This is a genomic window from Candidatus Limimorpha avicola, assembly GCF_056978975.1.
This window is the reverse complement of the sequence record NZ_DBMCYK010000008.1, coordinates 24809-41792: the sequence shown is the minus strand read 5'-3', so window position 1 is coordinate 41792 and position 16984 is coordinate 24809. Positions and strand designations below refer to the sequence as shown.

General features: G+C 40.6%; 10 protein-coding genes. 8 read left to right on the top strand and 2 right to left on the bottom strand.

Annotation, left to right across the window (positions count from 1 at the left end; translation table 11 throughout):
* Positions 1–23 precede the first annotated feature (23 nt).
* From ACZOVS_RS05290 to ACZOVS_RS05280, 3 genes are all read left to right on the top strand, one after another.
* A complete protein-coding gene (locus tag ACZOVS_RS05290; protein WP_483996189.1) occupies positions 24–1976 on the top strand; it encodes a PEGA domain-containing protein in 1953 nt (650 codons plus the stop codon).
* Positions 1977–1997: 21 nt separating this feature from the next.
* A complete protein-coding gene (locus ACZOVS_RS05285) occupies positions 1998–2666 on the top strand; it encodes an Lcl C-terminal domain-containing protein (protein ID WP_483996188.1) in 669 nt (222 codons plus the stop codon).
* Between the two features lie 728 nt (positions 2667–3394).
* On the top strand, positions 3395–5737 hold the full coding sequence (locus ACZOVS_RS05280; protein ID WP_483996187.1) for an Lcl C-terminal domain-containing protein: 2343 nt from the start codon (positions 3395–3397) through the stop codon (positions 5735–5737).
* A gap of 236 nt (positions 5738–5973) precedes the next feature.
* On the opposite strand, the gene ACZOVS_RS05275 is transcribed toward ACZOVS_RS05280, so the two are convergent.
* Entirely contained in the window at positions 5974–7698 is a 1725-nt protein-coding gene (locus ACZOVS_RS05275) for a dipeptidase (RefSeq protein WP_483996186.1), read from the bottom strand.
* Between the two features lie 158 nt (positions 7699–7856).
* Between ACZOVS_RS05275 and ACZOVS_RS05270 the strand changes: the two genes are divergently transcribed.
* On the top strand, positions 7857–9143 hold the full coding sequence (locus tag ACZOVS_RS05270) for a replication-associated recombination protein A (protein WP_483996185.1): 1287 nt from the start codon (positions 7857–7859) through the stop codon (positions 9141–9143).
* A gap of 385 nt (positions 9144–9528) precedes the next feature.
* Here the strand turns inward: ACZOVS_RS05270 and ACZOVS_RS05265 are convergent, their stop codons facing one another.
* Complete coding sequence (locus ACZOVS_RS05265) at positions 9529–9699, bottom strand: hypothetical protein (protein ID WP_483996184.1); 171 nt, start codon at positions 9697–9699, stop codon at positions 9529–9531.
* Positions 9700–10096: 397 nt separating this feature from the next.
* Here ACZOVS_RS05265 and ACZOVS_RS05260 point away from each other — a divergent pair, with 397 nt between their 5' ends.
* From ACZOVS_RS05260 to ACZOVS_RS05245, 4 genes are all read left to right on the top strand, one after another.
* The gene (locus ACZOVS_RS05260) at positions 10097–12295 is read left to right on the top strand and encodes a RelA/SpoT family protein (RefSeq protein ID WP_483996183.1); all 2199 of its coding nucleotides are present in this window, start codon (positions 10097–10099) and stop codon (positions 12293–12295) included.
* Positions 12296–12394: 99 nt separating this feature from the next.
* Entirely contained in the window at positions 12395–12850 is a 456-nt protein-coding gene (locus ACZOVS_RS05255) for a Fur family transcriptional regulator (RefSeq protein ID WP_483996182.1), read from the top strand.
* A gap of 15 nt (positions 12851–12865) precedes the next feature.
* The gene (locus tag ACZOVS_RS05250; RefSeq protein ID WP_483996181.1) at positions 12866–14161 is read left to right on the top strand and encodes an adenylosuccinate synthase; all 1296 of its coding nucleotides are present in this window, start codon (positions 12866–12868) and stop codon (positions 14159–14161) included.
* A gap of 155 nt (positions 14162–14316) precedes the next feature.
* A complete protein-coding gene (locus tag ACZOVS_RS05245) occupies positions 14317–16965 on the top strand; it encodes a transglutaminase domain-containing protein (RefSeq protein ID WP_483996180.1) in 2649 nt (882 codons plus the stop codon).
* Positions 16966–16984 lie beyond the last annotated feature (19 nt).

Below are 16984 nucleotides of genomic sequence, written 5' to 3'. Positions count from 1 at the left end.
TTGCGGGCAAATAAATGTAAACCATGAAGAAAATACTTATATCCGTTTTGTTTTTGTTTGTAACAATGGTTTCATATTCTCAGATAAAGGTATTGTCCATAGAACCTGACGAGGCAGACCTTACGGCGAGGATAAATCCCAAGCAGGACCGTAACGGATTCAATTGTGCCATGTTGAGGATTACCACAATGGGAGTGAACGGAGAACAGAGACGCAAGTTTCGTTTTTCAGGAGATATGGCAACGCAGATTGTTGATGTCAGTTTTCCTGAAGGAGAGATATGGGTGTATCTGTCACCGGGACGCAGCTCGTTGATTATTGTTCATGATGATTACGGAAGAGAGATTTATGACATGCCGTATGAATTAAAGGAGAAGACCTGCTACAGAATGGTAATAACCGTCGATAAGGAGGATATAGTGAAGAATTATCTGATAATAAAAGCGGACCAGCCTAATGCATTGATATATGTGGATGATGTTTTCATGGGAGAGAAAGAGGTCGCCCTGTTGTACAGCGCAGGTGATACGCATAAATGGAGGATAGAATGCGACATGTATCATTCGGAAAGTGGAGAGGCAAAGATAAGCTATACGGGAAATACAGTGGTGGAAAAGACTTTGCGACCTGCATTCGGATATTTTAACCTGACGACAAAGCCTGAAACGGGTGCCACAGTGTATGTGGACGGTAAGAAAACGGGAGAGACCCCGTATTTCAGGGATAAGATGAAAAGCGGAGAGTATAAGGTGAAGGTGATGAAGGAGATGTATTATCCGGAGGAAAGGAGTTTTGTGGTGAGAGACGGAGATACTACGAATATGGTAATAGAGATGAGGGGAAATTATGCAAATGTTACGGTGGAGACGGAAGCCGGAGCGGATATATATGTTGACAATGAATATAAGGGTAAGGGCAGATGGAGCGGTAGATTGGTAGTGGGAGAACATTTGTTTGAGGCAAAGAAGGAACTGCACAGGACAACGCAGCAAAATGTGACTCTGACAGCCGGTATGGATAAGAAGATACAAATACCGAACCCGGAACCTGTTTGTGGTAAGTTGAATGTTATTACAATACCTTTGGGAGCAAAGATTTATATTGATGGAAAAATGGTGGGAAGTACGCCTAAATACATAACGGATGTGATTATAGGCAGCCATGAATTGGTGTTGGAGAAGAGCGGATACGTCACCGTGAAAAAGACATTGATGTTGGAAGAAGGGAAGGAAGTGAGTGTGAACGAGAAGATGAGGTCAGTAGGAGGAGAAATATCGAGTGGGGATGATAAAACTCATGTTGAAGAAAAAGAAGAGTATGTACAGACTGAGAGTGAGAATACGGAAGTTTTAAGTGAGAATACGGATAAAAAACAAGACAAACCTGTTGATGTTGAAAAGAGGAAAACGGATAAGGTTTTTGATTTCGGTTGCGGTCCTGTGGTGGGAGTACAGATGACCTCCATGGCGGACAAGATTGCCAACATAGAATGGAAAACGGGTATCACCTTTGGATTGTTTACCCGTTTTGCAATAAAAAATTTCGTTGTACAACCGGAGGTGACATATAATAACTCCGTATTTGATTTTGTCTCCAAGGATTCTGAGCCAATTGGCAGTGTCAGCCGTACATATTTGTATATTCCACTGTTGTTGGGATACCAAACGAAAGGAGAATCGTTTAAGATGAGATTTGCAGCCGGACCCTCATATCAACTGCTGATTGGTCGGAAGATAGTGTTTGAAGGCAATACGGACACTGATGCCTTCAAAAACGGAATGGGCATAACATTCAATGTAGGAGCAGACTGGAAAAGGGTGGTGATAGATGTAAAGTATGACATTGGGTTGACGCATTTCTATAAAGAACAGGGAACATACGATGTTTTGGGATATTATAAAGGAGAAGAATTCGTATGTTTGAGCAATTTGAAACAGAATGTTTTATCCCTGACAATCGGATTTAGATTGTTTTAACAAAAATAACGATGTGATATTATGAAAAGGAAAGTTATTTATAAGGTTAATATAATGGCATTATTTGTATTTTTGCCGGTAATGCTGTTCATGTGTAAGAACAGCAAGTATTCTGATTTTATAATAAATGATTCATTTGAACAAATTGACGGACAAATCAACGGTTATGATTATGTTGATTTGGGATTGCCGAGCGGGTTGAAATGGGCGACATGCAATGTTGGGGCAAGTTCTCCATCAGAATATGGTAATTATTATGCATGGGGAGAAGTTGAACCCAAATCAAGTTATGAATGGGGAAACAATGTGACACATGGGAAAGAAATAGGAGATATAAGTGGAAATCCTCAATATGATGCAGCGAGAGCCAACTGGGGTGGTACGTGGCGATTGCCGACTATTGTAGAATTCGCTGAATTGATAGATAATTGTATTTGGATATGGACAAGTGAAGATGGAAATTATGGCTGTAAGGTGATCGGCCCAACCGGGAACAGTATCTTTCTTCCTGCTGCAGGTTATTGTGATGGAGCGTCTGTTCTCAATGCAGGTTCGTATGGTGGATACTGGAGTTCTACACCGGACAGCAATACTCGATACTCATATCGACTCAACTTTTACAGTAGTACTTACAACACGAATTGTTATTATCGCTACTATGGTCGTTCCGTGCGCCCTGTTTCAGAATAGAAGCGAAGCGCGTTGTATTTATTTGATTTATTTATCGTGCGGCTTTTAAATGCCGCACGATGCAGATATTGCCTTTGGGCTGTCGAAAAATTTTTCAAAAATAGTGACTCGATTCAGTTTTGAATAATGTAATTCCAACCAAACCATTTTTTAATTGAGATATTATTAACGATTTCAAGATACTGTTTTACCTCATTATAATATTTATTTTTGATTTTTAAGCAATTACAAGTGTTTAAACATCAATTTGATTTTTCAAACACTTTTTTGATAATGAAAAAACTTGCCTACATCTGCTTGGGCGAGTTTTTCTGTTGGTGTAATGCGGAATATAAAGTGACATGCAATTGCTGTCCTGTAATAATAATTATCTACTATTAGATAGATATCTGTTTAAGATGGCGTGTATTGAATTTGTCAAGTTTTTTGATTTGTGGAGGATTTATAACGAAAAATGTAAAAATCAATATCAATTTTGTTTAGAGGTTAAAAGTAAATTCATCGTAAAAACAGTGAATTATTGATATTTGAAAGTTTTGTTACCCGAAAATAAATTTTTTGTTAAAAAAGTTTGTTTTAAAAGAATATATATTTTAAATTTGTCCTGTTTCAAACGATGTTGTTGTAATGCAGATAGATGAGTGAGAAAATAAGAATAATGAATGCAACCGGAACAATAGAAATATATAGAATAAGTAAAAAGTAATAACCATAAAAACGAAAAGAATATGAAGAAGAAAGTAATGATTATGTTAAGTATTCTTATGACATTCACAATGTGTAAGAAGAAAGAAGTTGAAGAAATAACGACACAAGGTCTGCCTGTAGTAACGACGCAGGAAGTTACAGGGATTACCGAAACGACAGCGATATGTGGAGGGGAGGTTAAGGATGACGGAGGAACAACGGTAACGGCGAGAGGAGTGTGTTGGAGCAGGAGCGAAAATCCAACGATAACGGATTGCCATACTACAGACGGAAGCGGAACGGGGAGTTATACGAGTAACATGACGGGACTTACAGAAAACACCGTATATTATGTAAGGGCGTATGCGACAAACAGCAAAGGGACGGTGTATGGCAGCCAAAAGAGTTTCACAACTGATGGGAATGTTCATGAATATGTGGATTTAGGCCTGCCGAGCGGGTTGAAGTGGGCTACATGCAATGTAGGGGCAAGTTCACCATCAGAATGTGGAGAATATTACGCTTGGGGAGAAGTTGCCCCCAAAGAAAGTCACACTGAAGAAAACAGTCTTACATGGGGACAAGAAATGGGAGACATAAGTGGAAATCCGCAATACGATGCGGCGAGGGCCAACTGGGGAGGAACATGGAGAATGCCGACAAGAGAGGAGTTTGAAGAATTGATAGAAGAATGTGAATGGGAATGGACGAGTGAAGAAGGAAATATGGGATATATAGATGGCTACAGGGTAACCGGAGCAAACGGGAACAGTATTTTTCTACCGGCAGCAGGAACTCGGGAGGGGACATCGATCAACAACGGAGGAGAGAGGGGAAGCTATTGGAGTTCATCGCCGCGTGCGTTCAATACCCGGAACGCGTGCAGCCTGGACTTTTACAGTGGCAATTGTAACACTACTTGGAATACCAGTCGTTATTACGGTCAGAGTGTGCGTCCTGTTACAGGTAATCAACTGATAGTAACGACGCAGGAAGTTAGGGAAATAGGGGCAACATCAGCGATATGCGGAGGAGAGGTTGCGGATGACGGAGGTACTGAAGTAACGGCGAGAGGAGTGTGTTGGAGCAGGAGCGAAAATCCAACGATAACGGATTATCATACGACGGACGGAAGCGGAACGGGGAGTTATACGAGTAACATGACGGGACTTGATGCAGGAACCGTATATTATGTAAGGGCGTATGCGACAAACAGCAAAAGGACGGTGTATGGAGAAGAGAAAACGTTTACGACACAAGGTCTGCCTGTAGTAACGACGCAGGAAGTTACAGGGATTACCAAAACGACAGCGATATGCGGAGGAGAGGTTACGTATGACGGAGGAACTGAAGTAACGGCGAGGGGAGTATGTTGGAGCAGGAGCGAAAATCCAACGATAACGGATTGCCATACTACAGACGGAAGCGGAACGGGGAGTTATATGAGTAACATGACAGGACTTAGTGCAGGAACCGTATATTATGTAAGGGCGTATGCGACAAATGAAGTAGGAACGGTATATGGAGAAGAGAAAACGTTTACGACACAAGGTCTGCCTGTAGTAACGACGCGGGAAGTTACAGGGATTACCGAAACGACAGCGATATGCGGAGGGATTGTAACAGATGACGGAGGTGCTGAAGTAACGGCGAGAGGAGTATGTTGGAGCACGAGCGAAAATCCAACGATAGCGGGTTCCCATACGACGGACGGAAGCGGAACGGGGAGTTATACAAGTAACATGACAGGACTTAGTGCAGGAACCACGTATTATGTAAGGGCGTATGCGACAAACAGCGAAGGGACGTCGTATGGCAGCCGGAAGAGTCTCACCACCAATGGTCAAATAAATGGACATGATTTTGTGGATTTAGGCTTGCCGAGCGGATTGAAATGGGCAACATGCAATGTAGGGGCATGGTCGCCGTTTGAATATGGTTATTATTACGCATGGGGAGAAGTTAAACCTAAGGGAAGTTACACTCAACAAAATTGTGTAACATTGGGACAGGTAATAGGAGACATAAGTGGGAATCCTCAATACGATGCAGTGAGAGCCAACTGGGGCAGTACGTGGAGAATGCCGACAATAGCGGAGTTTAGAGAATTAATAAACAACTGCACATGGACATGGACGAGTGAAGGAGGAAATAATGGTTATAGGGTAACCGGAGCAAACGGGAACAGTATTTTTCTTCCTGCTGCGGGTTACCGTTACGGGACGTCGCTTTTCAACGCAGGTTCGAGCGGGGACTATTGGAGTTCTACGCCGGACGAGAGCTTTACTCAGCATGCGTACTACCTTTACTTCTACAGTGACAATCACGACACATATTGGTACTACCGCTACTACGGTTATTCCGTGCGCCCTGTTTCAGAATAGAAGCGTAGCGTGTTGTATTTATTTGGTTCATTTGATTTATTTATCGTGCGGCTTTCAGATGCCGCACGATACAGATATCGCCTTTCGGCGGTCGAAAAATTTTTTCAAAAATAGCTACATCAAAGAAATGGTAAAAACTTTTACCGTACGATATTAAGAAATTGAAGTAACTGCAAAAATTAAATTTATGATTTTCACAGTTACTTCATAATGATAATATAAAAATTGTCAATATCTCATTTTAATAAAAATCTGTCGCCTGTGTCTTCAATGACTTTCTTTTTCCAGGAGTCGGGATAACCGTTTTGTTTCGGTGAGACCGGATAACCCCACGGGTTGCGGATGAAATTGCCGTCCTGTTCTTGTTTTATATTGCTGTCCAAATACTTCACCAACAGGAAATTATCCAGTTCTTTCCATCGTTCGACAGTGTTTTTTCCGGCATTGCATGAATATTCCGTAAGTAAAACTCTCGCTTCTTCGGGATTTATATCATAAAGTCTTAAAGCCTCTTTATCTATGGTTTCAACTTCTTTTTGATATGTGTTTTCCAACTCGTTCTGCACTTTAATGATATCATCGATTACACGGTTGTAGAAGAGGTATTTGAAATGAGCGAGACGGTTGAAGACCCAAAAAGCGGCATTGTCGGAGTAAGTAAGCATGTCGCCATTGCCTTGTCGGAACTCTACCGGAACTTCGTCTATGGAGCAATAAAATGGTGTGTAAACTGTTGAGTTGGTATCATCGACACCAAACCAGATGATGCCACCTATCTCATCGGGCAACCAATTACGTGACTGTGCTATAAAGGAGAATCCTGTCTGTTGTGTGACAGTGGTACGCTCATGAAAGTATTGTTTCCCTTCGTATTCCCAATACAATGGAGTCCAACGGTAGGGTGAGCCGAATGGGTCTCCGCCAATATCCTGCGATTTGTCGTATTCCGTGCCTTGAAAATAATTGCGCATGAAACTCATCATGTCACTCAATGATATTTTACGGTTAGGTTTGACATACAAAGGCAGACGTTCAGCTGTGAGGTCTTTACCTGTGACGTAATCCAAATATTGGTCCATGTCGTCGTTAATCTCGTTGAACATAGCCCACACTCTCATATCGCATATACGTGCAGCGGAGAAATCGACAGGAGCAAAGGCGGCACTGAAATCGAAGGCTTGGTCTTTGCCTGTAAAATAGCCCTTACGACGGGCGAAGTCAATAATGTCGTGCTTGTAAATCACTTCTACATCATCGTTATAAAGTCTTTTCCAGTCCTTGTCGGTGATGGATTTCTTACCGTCACGCAAAGGGAAAGTCGTTATTCGCGCCGCATTGGCATGCCCGGAGACGTAACCGTCAGGGATACGGATGGCTACCCATACGGCACCTCTGTCGGCATTGACGGTATCACCAGTCTTTTTGTCATATACAGGAGTATATCCTTTGCCTGTTATCTCCATATACCATACCTCGTTGGCATCAGAAATGGAGAATGTCTCTCCGTCGCTGCCATAACCGTACTCTTCCACCAAGTCGGCCATTATCTTTATCGCTTCGCGTGCCGAGGTGCTGCGTTCCAAGGCTAAAAACATAAGACTGCCGTAATCGATAATCCCTGTAGGGTCGATGAGTTCAGTCCTGCCTCCGAAGGTGGTCTCTCCCAAAGCTACTTGATGTTCATTGATATATCCTATTACTTTATATGTATGTCCCGGTTGTGGCACTTCACCTCTCGGCTGATTGGTACTTCTGTCGTAAATCACTCTCATGCTGCCTTCCTGCCAGTCGGCTGCCGGGGTGAAATATAACTCTCCATATCTTATATGCGAATCGGCTGCGTATGTGATGAAATTGGACCCATCGACCGACGCTCCTCTCGTGACGAGAAAATTGGTACATGCCTTGCCTACTGTACTTGCAATCAACAGTATAAATGATAATGTGACAACTTTTTTCATTGGTAATGTTTTGATTATAATTAATATTTGTTGTTCGATGTAGTTGAATTTGTTTTGCAAAGTTAATCAAAATAAGGAATAATAATTCAAATTGACAGTATCTTGTTTTAAAATGGCGAACAATATCTTAAAAAATAGTATTTTTGTAAAAAAATAATATGAAAAAGACATCTGTACCATTGGCGGAAAGGTTGCGTCCTACATCACTCGACGACTATATAGGACAACGTCATCTTGTGGGCGATGGAGCTGTGTTGAGACGTGTCATCGAAAGCGGACGAGTACCGTCCATGATATTCTGGGGACCTCCCGGGGTGGGTAAAACTACTTTGGCATATATTATTTCCAAACAGGTGAAACGTCAGTTTTATGTCTTGAGTGCCGTGACAAGCGGAGTGAAAGATGTTAGAGATGTCTTTGCAAAAGCTCGTATGGCTCCGGATACTCCGGTGCTTTTTATCGATGAGATACATCGTTTCAGTAAATCACAACAGGACTCACTGCTCGGTGCTGTGGAGAAAGGGCTTGTAATATTAATAGGTGCTACGACAGAGAATCCGAGTTTTGAGGTCATTTCACCCCTTCTTTCACGCTGTCAGGTGTTCATTTTGAAGTCTTTGGAGAAAGAAGACCTTGAACAGCTTTTGTCTAAGGCAATAGAGACTTTGGAACAGGATTATGAAAGAAAGATAATACTCGAAGAAAGTGAGGCTCTGATGCACATTAGCGGAGGCGATGCCCGTAAACTGCTGAATGCCGTCGAATTGGTGGTTTCCATGATTTACGAGTCAGACCCTGATGTGGAAGCTGTAGTGATAAATAATGAAGTTACAAACCGTTATGTCCAAAACAATCTGCTGAAATATGACAGGTTGGGGGAGATGCATTATGACATAATATCTGCCTTTATCAAATCCATACGGGGAAGCGACCCTAATGCAGCAGTGTATTATCTCGCCCGTATGATAGATGCGGGCGAAGATCCTTTGTTTATTGCAAGACGTATGCTTATTCTGTCTTCGGAAGATATCGGCAATGCCAATCCCAATGCTTTGCTGCTTGCCAACGCCTGCTTCGACGCAGTCAATAAGATAGGCTTCCCGGAAAGCAGGATAATACTCTCACAGACCGCCATTTATCTTGCATCCTCCTTGAAAAGCAATGCTTCGTATCTTGCTATTGATAATGCACAGGAGATGGTGCGTAAGACAGGTGATTTGAGCGTGCCATTACACCTCCGCAATGCTCCAACGAAACTTATGAAAGATATCGGCTATAGTGACGGATATAAATATGCTCACGATTATGCCGGCAATTTCGTGGAACAGGAGTTCCTGCCCAAGGAAATAGCAGGCACCAAGTTTTATGAGCCTCAGAATAATCCTAAAGAAAATGAGTTGCGTAATATCCTGAGATACAGATGGAAGTCCAAATATAATTATTGAATGCTGTTCTTGAATCTTTTACATTGATTTAATTAAGTTCGGGCATAATCCAAAATTTGTTCCCTAAAAATATGTCTGGATTTTAAAATTTTTTGGTAATCGATAAACAGGTGTAAGACCTTTCTGATGCATTTACGCTCCCTTTTTCATAATATTTGTCATTTCATTGGTACTCTTAAAGGCATAAATTATTTGGTTAATTGCGTTCAGCCACGCATTATGCCCTTTCTACAATATGTTGATAATATGATATTGGTGTCTAAAGTGATTATCTTTTATATATATTCCAAATAACGATTTTTTATCGGACAGCGTGGTGTTTGTAAAGTTTGTTGTTTTCGACCACGCGAATATACAAGTTTTAAAGCATTGAAAAAATCGGTGATCAGTCTGTAACTATCTTAATAATACAAGCTAATGTTATAAGAATGATAGCGATAGAGTTGATTGTTATCCCGAGTGTTCTACTGCGAGAATCATTCTCCTTATTGGCACGAATGAGGTTTGTTGTTGCTATGCATAATAATAATAAATTGATGATATAAAAACTAATCATACTAAAAATGGTTTTTAAGTTGAATTAGATGACAAAAATACGGAAAATGTTATATATGCTGAAAGTTTTAACCGTTGAAACAAAAACTAATCACAATGTTCGATAAAAACAGTTTCAAGAGATTCGAAATGAGTTGTCGTCTGTTTTCGACAATTATTTGTCATTGAACTTCATATTTTTATTATCGACATTTTGAGGATAGTCATATTTGATGTTTTTGATACGTGTTTTATGTTTTTGTTTTTAATGTATGTCGTTTGACATGGATTTATATAAAATATGGTGAGAATTTTAATAATTCAATACTTTGATTTTGATAAAAATATCTTTAAAAATGTTTTAGAAATTAAGAAAAATCTTCATAATTTTGTGGCGCGGTGTTAAAAATCATTAGTGTATGGAACTCCCTGATACGTATTCTTTGGAAGAGAAAACAGAATTGAAGAAAAGGTTTGATGAGATTATAAACCTTTGGCATACAAGAAAAAATTCTCAGGATGTGGAGATGGTTACAAAGGCATTTTATCTTGCTGCTGATGCTCATAAAGACGCCCGTCGCAGGTCCGGAGAACCTTATATGTATCATCCTCTCGCTGTCGCCAAAATTATAGCAGGCGACATGAGTATGGGACGTACATCGATAATTTGTGCATTGTTGCATGATGTTGTGGAAGATACAAATTATACACTCGATGATATTAGAGAACTTTTTGGCGATAAAGTGGCAGAGATTATTGACGGTGTCACCAAGTTGGAGATGAAAGACTTTAACAGTGATGTGGAAAGTATTCAGGCTGAGAACTTTAGAAAGATTGTCATTTCCATGTCGGATGAGATACGTGTCATACTGGTGAAAATAGCCGACCGTCTGCACAATATGAGAACTCTTGATTCCATGCCTCATTATAAACAGTTGAAAATAGCATCGGAAACTATAAGTATTTATGCTCCTTTGGCATACAGATTAGGTCTTTATGCCATAAAGTCTGAACTTGAAGACCTTTCACTTAAATATATCAATCCTCAGGTTTTCGAATCGGTGAGTAAACAGATGAGTGCAAGAAGAGAGGATAAGATTAAGGAGTTGCAAGAGTTTGTGGAACCTGTGGAGAAAGACCTCCGTGATATGGGTATTAGTTTGAGAGTCAAGATTCTGGAACGACCTGTCAGTGCAGTTTGGGAACGTATGCAGAAGTACGGACAGTCACTCGACGATGTATATGATGTTTTTGTTGTCCGTCTGATATTAGATTGTCCCAAGGAGTTGGAGAAGATAAAATGTTGGGAGGCTTATGCTGTGTTTACCATGCATTATAGACCTAATAGTTCCAAACTTCGAGACTGGGTTTCATTTCCTAAAACTAATGGCTATGAATCTATTCACGGTGTGTTTATGAATCATCAAGGTAACTGGGTCGAGGTGCAATTGCGTACGGAAAGAATGGAAGACATTGCGGAACACGGTTTTTCGGCGTATTGGAAATATAACAATACCGACAATTTCAACGACGAGAGTGGTTTTGAACTCTGGCTCGGAAAAGTGCGCGAAATGGTGGCTTCAGGTTCCGACTCGGCAATAGAGTTCTTTAACAATTTTAAATTAGACCTCTTTAAAGATGAAATATCGGTGTTTACCCCGCAAGGTGACATCATTACCATGCCAAAGGACTCTACTGTCCTCGATTTTGCCTATACTATTCACAGCGAACTCGGTAACCATTGTATCGGCGCCAATGTCAACAAAAATCTTGTCTCTTTGGAATATGTCCTTAAAATGGGCGACCAGGTGGAGGTTATCACTTCCGCATACCAGTATCCACGTGAAGAGTGGTTCGGATTTCTCGTTACCTCAGTCGCAAAATCACGTCTGAAAGCCGGTATCAAAGATTACAGGAAAAGTTTTAAAGAGACAGGTAAAAAAATAATGTCCGATATCTTTGCCAAACTGAAAATAGAGTTTAGCAAACACAACAGAAACCTGATGGTGGAAAGAAAACATCTTCCGGGCAGAATAGACTTGTATTATTATTTTGCAATAAAGAAGTTTACACAACGTGATGTTGAGGATGTCTTCTGTGTGAAAGACGGTATTCTTACAGGTATTACAAAATATTTTACATTTAAATGGAGTCCAAAAAATGAAAATCAAGAACAGTTGCCTAAGGAAATATTGGAAAATAATGTTGACTATATTATCTCAACATGTTGCAATCCTATACCCGGCGACGACGTAGTGGCTATCAGATTTCCTAATGAACCTTTAAGAGTGCATCGTTCGGATTGCCCTGTAGCCATAGAACTTATGGCAAAACATGGCAAGAATATTTTGAAAGCGAAGATGAAATTGGAAGAGAACTATAGATTTATTGCTACTTTGCGAATCATAGGAGTGGATAAGATGGGCTTGTGTACCAAGATATTGCAGATTATAACAGATAAGAAAAAACTCAATATGCACAGTTTCGAAATGCATTCCGAAGGAGGTCTTGCCAAAGCTACAGTGAGTCTTTTCGTGGATAATGTGAAAAGTCTTGACGACCTTGTTAAAGATCTGAAGTCTATAGAACTCGTAAAGAAAGTCGAAAGAGTAAAATAGACTTTTTCTTGAAAAATGTGATGCGTTTTTTATTTGTTATAAAAAATTTTATAACTTTGACAAGTTGAAAATTATGTTTGCCAAGAAAGCAAAGTGGCTATGAATGAGTTGAATGATGATGATATTCCTGCTAAAGTGAAGGTTATATTTACAGAATATCTCAAGAAGCATAACCTTAGAAAGACTCCGGAACGCTATGTGATTCTGGATACTGTTTATTCCATAGACGGACATTTCGATGTTGAAACACTGTACAACAAGGTCAACGGCTTTAAGTATAGGATATGTCGTGCCACATTGTATAATACTATAGAGTTGCTTTTAGACTGCAACTTGATAATAGAACATACATTCGGCAAACGTAAGTCTCAGTATGAACATTCTTACAAATGTAAACAACATGGTCATTTTGTGGATTTGGATTCCGGAGAGGTGACAGAGTATTCAGACTCGCGTATCCAACAGATACAAAAGTCGGTGGAAGAGGCACTCGGTGTGGAAATCTCTTATCATTCATTGACATTTTACGGTTATAAAAAAAGAAATAATATATAAATTAAATTGATAGTTATGGCAAAGTTGGATCTGCTCCTCGGGCTTCAATGGGGCGACGAAGGCAAAGGTAAAGTCGTTGATGTGTTGACACCTAATTATGATATCGTTGCTCGTTTTCAAGGCGGCCCTAATGCCGGTCATACCATAGAATTCGATGGTAAAAAATTTGTTCTTCATACCATACCTTCCGGCGTGTTTAACAAAGGTTGTACTAATATTATAGGCAATGGCGTGATAATAGATGCCAAAATATTGAAAGATGAGATAGATGACCTCCAAAATGCCGGCGTGAACGTTAAGGCTAACTTAATGATATCTGACAAGGCCCATCTGATATTCCCTTCTCATCGCGCCTTGGATGCCGCCAATGAAAATGCTCTCGGCAAATTGAAAATAGGTTCTACCCTCAAAGGTATAGGTCCTACTTATACTGACAAAACCGCTCGCCGTGGAGTCCGTGTAGGCGATATTCTGTCTCCTGACTTCTTGAGTCGGTACAATAAGTTGAAAGAAACTCATCTTGCCATGATTCGTAACCTCAATTTAGACATAGACACTCTTAAACTCGATAATATGTCGTTCGAGGAATATGAAAAGACGTGGTTCGATGCTGTCGATTTTCTTAAACAGTTCAGATTTATCGAGAGCGAATATTATATCAATGATGCTCTCGACAAAGGCAAGAGAGTACTTGCTGAAGGAGCACAAGGCTCTATGCTCGATGTGGATTTCGGGAGTTATCCTTATGTCACCTCGTCTTCAGTAGTTGCTGCCGGTGCTTGCATAGGTCTCGGCGTCGCTCCTGTAAGGGTCGGTAAAGTATATGGTATCTTTAAGGCTTATTGCACTCGTGTTGGCATGGGACCTTTCCATACTGAATTGTTCGATGAGGTGGGAGAGACGCTGCGTGCCAAAGGGCATGAGTTCGGCGCTACTACAGGCCGCCCGCGTCGTACCGGCTGGCTCGACTTGCCGGCTCTTAAATATGCCTGCATCATCAATGGCGTTACCAATCTCATGATGATGAAATCCGACGTGATGAATGATTTTGAAGAGATAAAGGTGGCTACAGCATACGAATACGACGGCAAAGTGATAGATTATCTGCCTTATGAGGCTGCCAAAATAAATCTTAAACCTGTTTATACTACCCTCAAAGGCTGGAATTGTAACATTACTGATATTATTCCCAATGAACTTGAACAATATATCGGGTTTATAGAGAATTATCTCGGTGTGCCGGTTTCTTTCGTCTCTTATGGTCCGGATAGAACGGAAAATATTGTCAGAGACCCGGAATTATTGAAATGATTAATTTTTGTTCATGATATGACTGACTTGCTCAGCCTTTCGAAAGTTGACAGTAATTTGTTACGGCTTGATATAATGCTGATTCTGAGACTTTATAACAGGCAAAACTTATAGTCAACTTTTTTATGTTAATGATAATCAATATTATATACGTTATGAGAAAATTGTCAATTCTGCTTTTCAGCTTGTTGTTTGTGGTGTCGTGCGACACTGAAGAACATTTTATCTCTGATGAGAAACAACGTGCCGATGTACATGATGACTTTATTAAAAAAATGAATGATTTGCCTGAAGGTGACTTGTTCTCTGTTTTCTCGCAAGACCTCAGCACTAAACAGCGTGAGGCATTGGAATTTTTGTATGCCTATATGCCTATAGGTGACATTACTGATTATTCAGGCGATTATTACAAGAGAAATGTCGATGCTGCTTTCATGGCGCGAGAGACAATGCCATGGGGTAAAAATGTGCCTGAACGTGAGTTTAATCATTTTGTGCTTCCTGTGCGTGTAAATAATGAAAACCTTGATGATGCCCGGTTTGTATTTTATGAGGAACTGAAAGACAGGGTAAAGGATATGTCTATGTACGATGCTGTTCTCGAAGTCAACCACTGGTGTCATGAAAAAGCTAACTACAAAGGGTCTGATATAAGGACAAGTTCGCCTTTGGCGACGGTGAAGACCTCATGGGGACGTTGCGGTGAAGAGTCAACTTTTCTCGTCGCTGCCTTACGTTCCGTTTGTATCCCGGCCCGTCAGGTCTATACCCCGCGTTGGGCTCATTGTGACGACAATCATGCCTGGGTGGAGGCTTATGTCGATGGTACTTGGTATTTCCTTGGAGCCTGCGAACCGGAACCGGTACTCAACCTCGGCTGGTTCAACGCCCCTTCTTCTCGCTGTCTGTTGCTTCATACTCGCGTGTTCGGACGTTACTTCGGGCCGGAAGAGGTGATAGAACATACTGCTAATCATACTGAGATAAATGTGGTGGACAATTATGCGGATACCGGCAAACTGACGGTAAAAGTATTGTCTCATGATGGCAAGCCTTTGCAAAATGTACCTGTCAATTTTAAGATTTATAACTATGCCGAGTTTAATACTGTGGCAACTAAACTTACTGACAATAACGGATTGTCATGGCTGACTGCCGGTAAAGGCGACATGATGGTTTATGCCGCTTCTGACGGAAAATTCGATTTCGAGGTCGTCTCTATAGGGGATGCAGATACCGTTACTCTTGTACTCGATAAACAGGAAGGTTCAGAGTTTTTATGTGAATTTGATATTGTCCCTCCTGTGGAGAAAGCTCGTATTCCGGAGGTGTCGAAGGCTATGCGCGATGAGAATGACAGACGCTTTAGATATGAGGACTCTATACGTAATGCTTATATTGCTACTTTCGAAGAGGGTCGTAAAAATGTTTATGATCCTGACCTCGACGATGATGAGTCGCTTATTAATGGCATAATGGAGAAATCATGGGGTAACTATCAGACTATTAAGGATTTTCTTGACTATGCTACGAAGAAGGACATGCGCGGCAAAGCTGTTTCTATTTTATCTAATATTTCTGATAAGGATTTGAGAGATGTGACAATGGACGTGTTGGTGGATAATCTTGACAATACTGTCGTTGTGGATACACCTTTGTATGAGGCTTATATCCTGAATCCTCGTGTGTCTGACGAAATGATACGTCCTTATAAGAAAATTCTTGCCGATGAGTTTGCCTCTGTGGCAGTGTCGTTCAAAGACAATCCACAGAACCTCGTGGCTTGGGTGAGAGATAATATTGAGATACGTAATGACTTGAATGTTAGAAATATACCTATTTATCCTACCGGTGTGATGAGAGCTTTGACAGCTGATTCACATTCCCGTGACATCTTTTTCGTCGCAGTGGCTCGCTCACTTGGAATACCTGCCCGCATTGACAAGGTTACCGGTAAGGTCCAATATTATGACAATGATAATTGGATCGATGTGGATTTTGATAATGTGGCTACCGTGACTAATACTGAGAAAGGTACTTTGGTGGCTTCCTATATTACTAATGGTCTTGTCGATGACCCTCGTTATTACACACATTTCACCATAAAGAAATTTAATGGCAATACATTTGATCTTTTGTCTTATGATGCCAAAGACCCGGGTATGGACGTCGGTGCCTTATATTCCGATATCTTGAAAAATGGTCTTGTCCTCGACCCGGGCTATTATGTCCTGACAACAGGCACTCGTCTTTTCGATGGCTCGGTACTTTGTAAAATGTCTTCTTTTACAATTACTTCAGGAAAAAAGACTTTGATAGACTTGGAAATGCGTAAACCTTCCGAGAATTTAAAAGTATTGGGAAAGTTTGATGCTGACAGTAAGGTGAAACTTCTTGATAAAGAAAGTATTGTTACGCTTGCTGACTTGTGTGGCAAGGGATATTATGTGATTGGTTTGCTCGATGGAGGCAGCGAGCCTACAACTCATGCCATGCATGATATCGGTGTCTTGAAAGAAGATTTTGAAGAATGGGGAGGCATAATGGTGTTTGTCTTTTCCGATAAAAAATATTATGACAGTTTTATATTGAAAGACTTTAAAGACCTTCCTGTAAATGTGGTTTATGCTTTTGACGAAAATAATCTGTTTGAAAAAGCAGTGTCCAATATGAAATTGAATGACAAGGATTTACCTGTGTTCATGATAGCGAATGCCGATGATGAGGTGATATTTGTATCCCAAGGTTATACTATTGGTCTCGGTGAACAGCTTGTGAAGACTATTGGAATGACTGGAAAATAATTGTATGTCACAAATGTTG

Bases quoted from the DNA above. Each gene is read 5' to 3' on its own strand.
- ACZOVS_RS05285 (WP_483996188.1), top strand. From the start codon at position 1,998: ATGAAAAGGAAAGTTATTTATAAGGTTAATATAATGGCATTATTTGTA.
- ACZOVS_RS05260 (WP_483996183.1), top strand. From the start codon at position 10,097: ATGGAACTCCCTGATACGTATTCTTTGGAAGAGAAAACAGAATTGAAG.
- ACZOVS_RS05290 (WP_483996189.1), top strand. From the start codon at position 24: ATGAAGAAAATACTTATATCCGTTTTGTTTTTGTTTGTAACAATGGTT.
- ACZOVS_RS05255 (WP_483996182.1), top strand. From the start codon at position 12,395: ATGAATGAGTTGAATGATGATGATATTCCTGCTAAAGTGAAGGTTATA.
- ACZOVS_RS05245 (WP_483996180.1), top strand. From the start codon at position 14,317: ATGAGAAAATTGTCAATTCTGCTTTTCAGCTTGTTGTTTGTGGTGTCG.
- ACZOVS_RS05275 (WP_483996186.1), bottom strand. From the start codon at position 7,698: ATGAAAAAAGTTGTCACATTATCATTTATACTGTTGATTGCAAGTACA.
- ACZOVS_RS05250 (WP_483996181.1), top strand. From the start codon at position 12,866: ATGGCAAAGTTGGATCTGCTCCTCGGGCTTCAATGGGGCGACGAAGGC.
- ACZOVS_RS05270 (WP_483996185.1), top strand. From the start codon at position 7,857: ATGAAAAAGACATCTGTACCATTGGCGGAAAGGTTGCGTCCTACATCA.
- ACZOVS_RS05265 (WP_483996184.1), bottom strand. From the start codon at position 9,699: ATGATTAGTTTTTATATCATCAATTTATTATTATTATGCATAGCAACA.
- ACZOVS_RS05280 (WP_483996187.1), top strand. From the start codon at position 3,395: ATGAAGAAGAAAGTAATGATTATGTTAAGTATTCTTATGACATTCACA.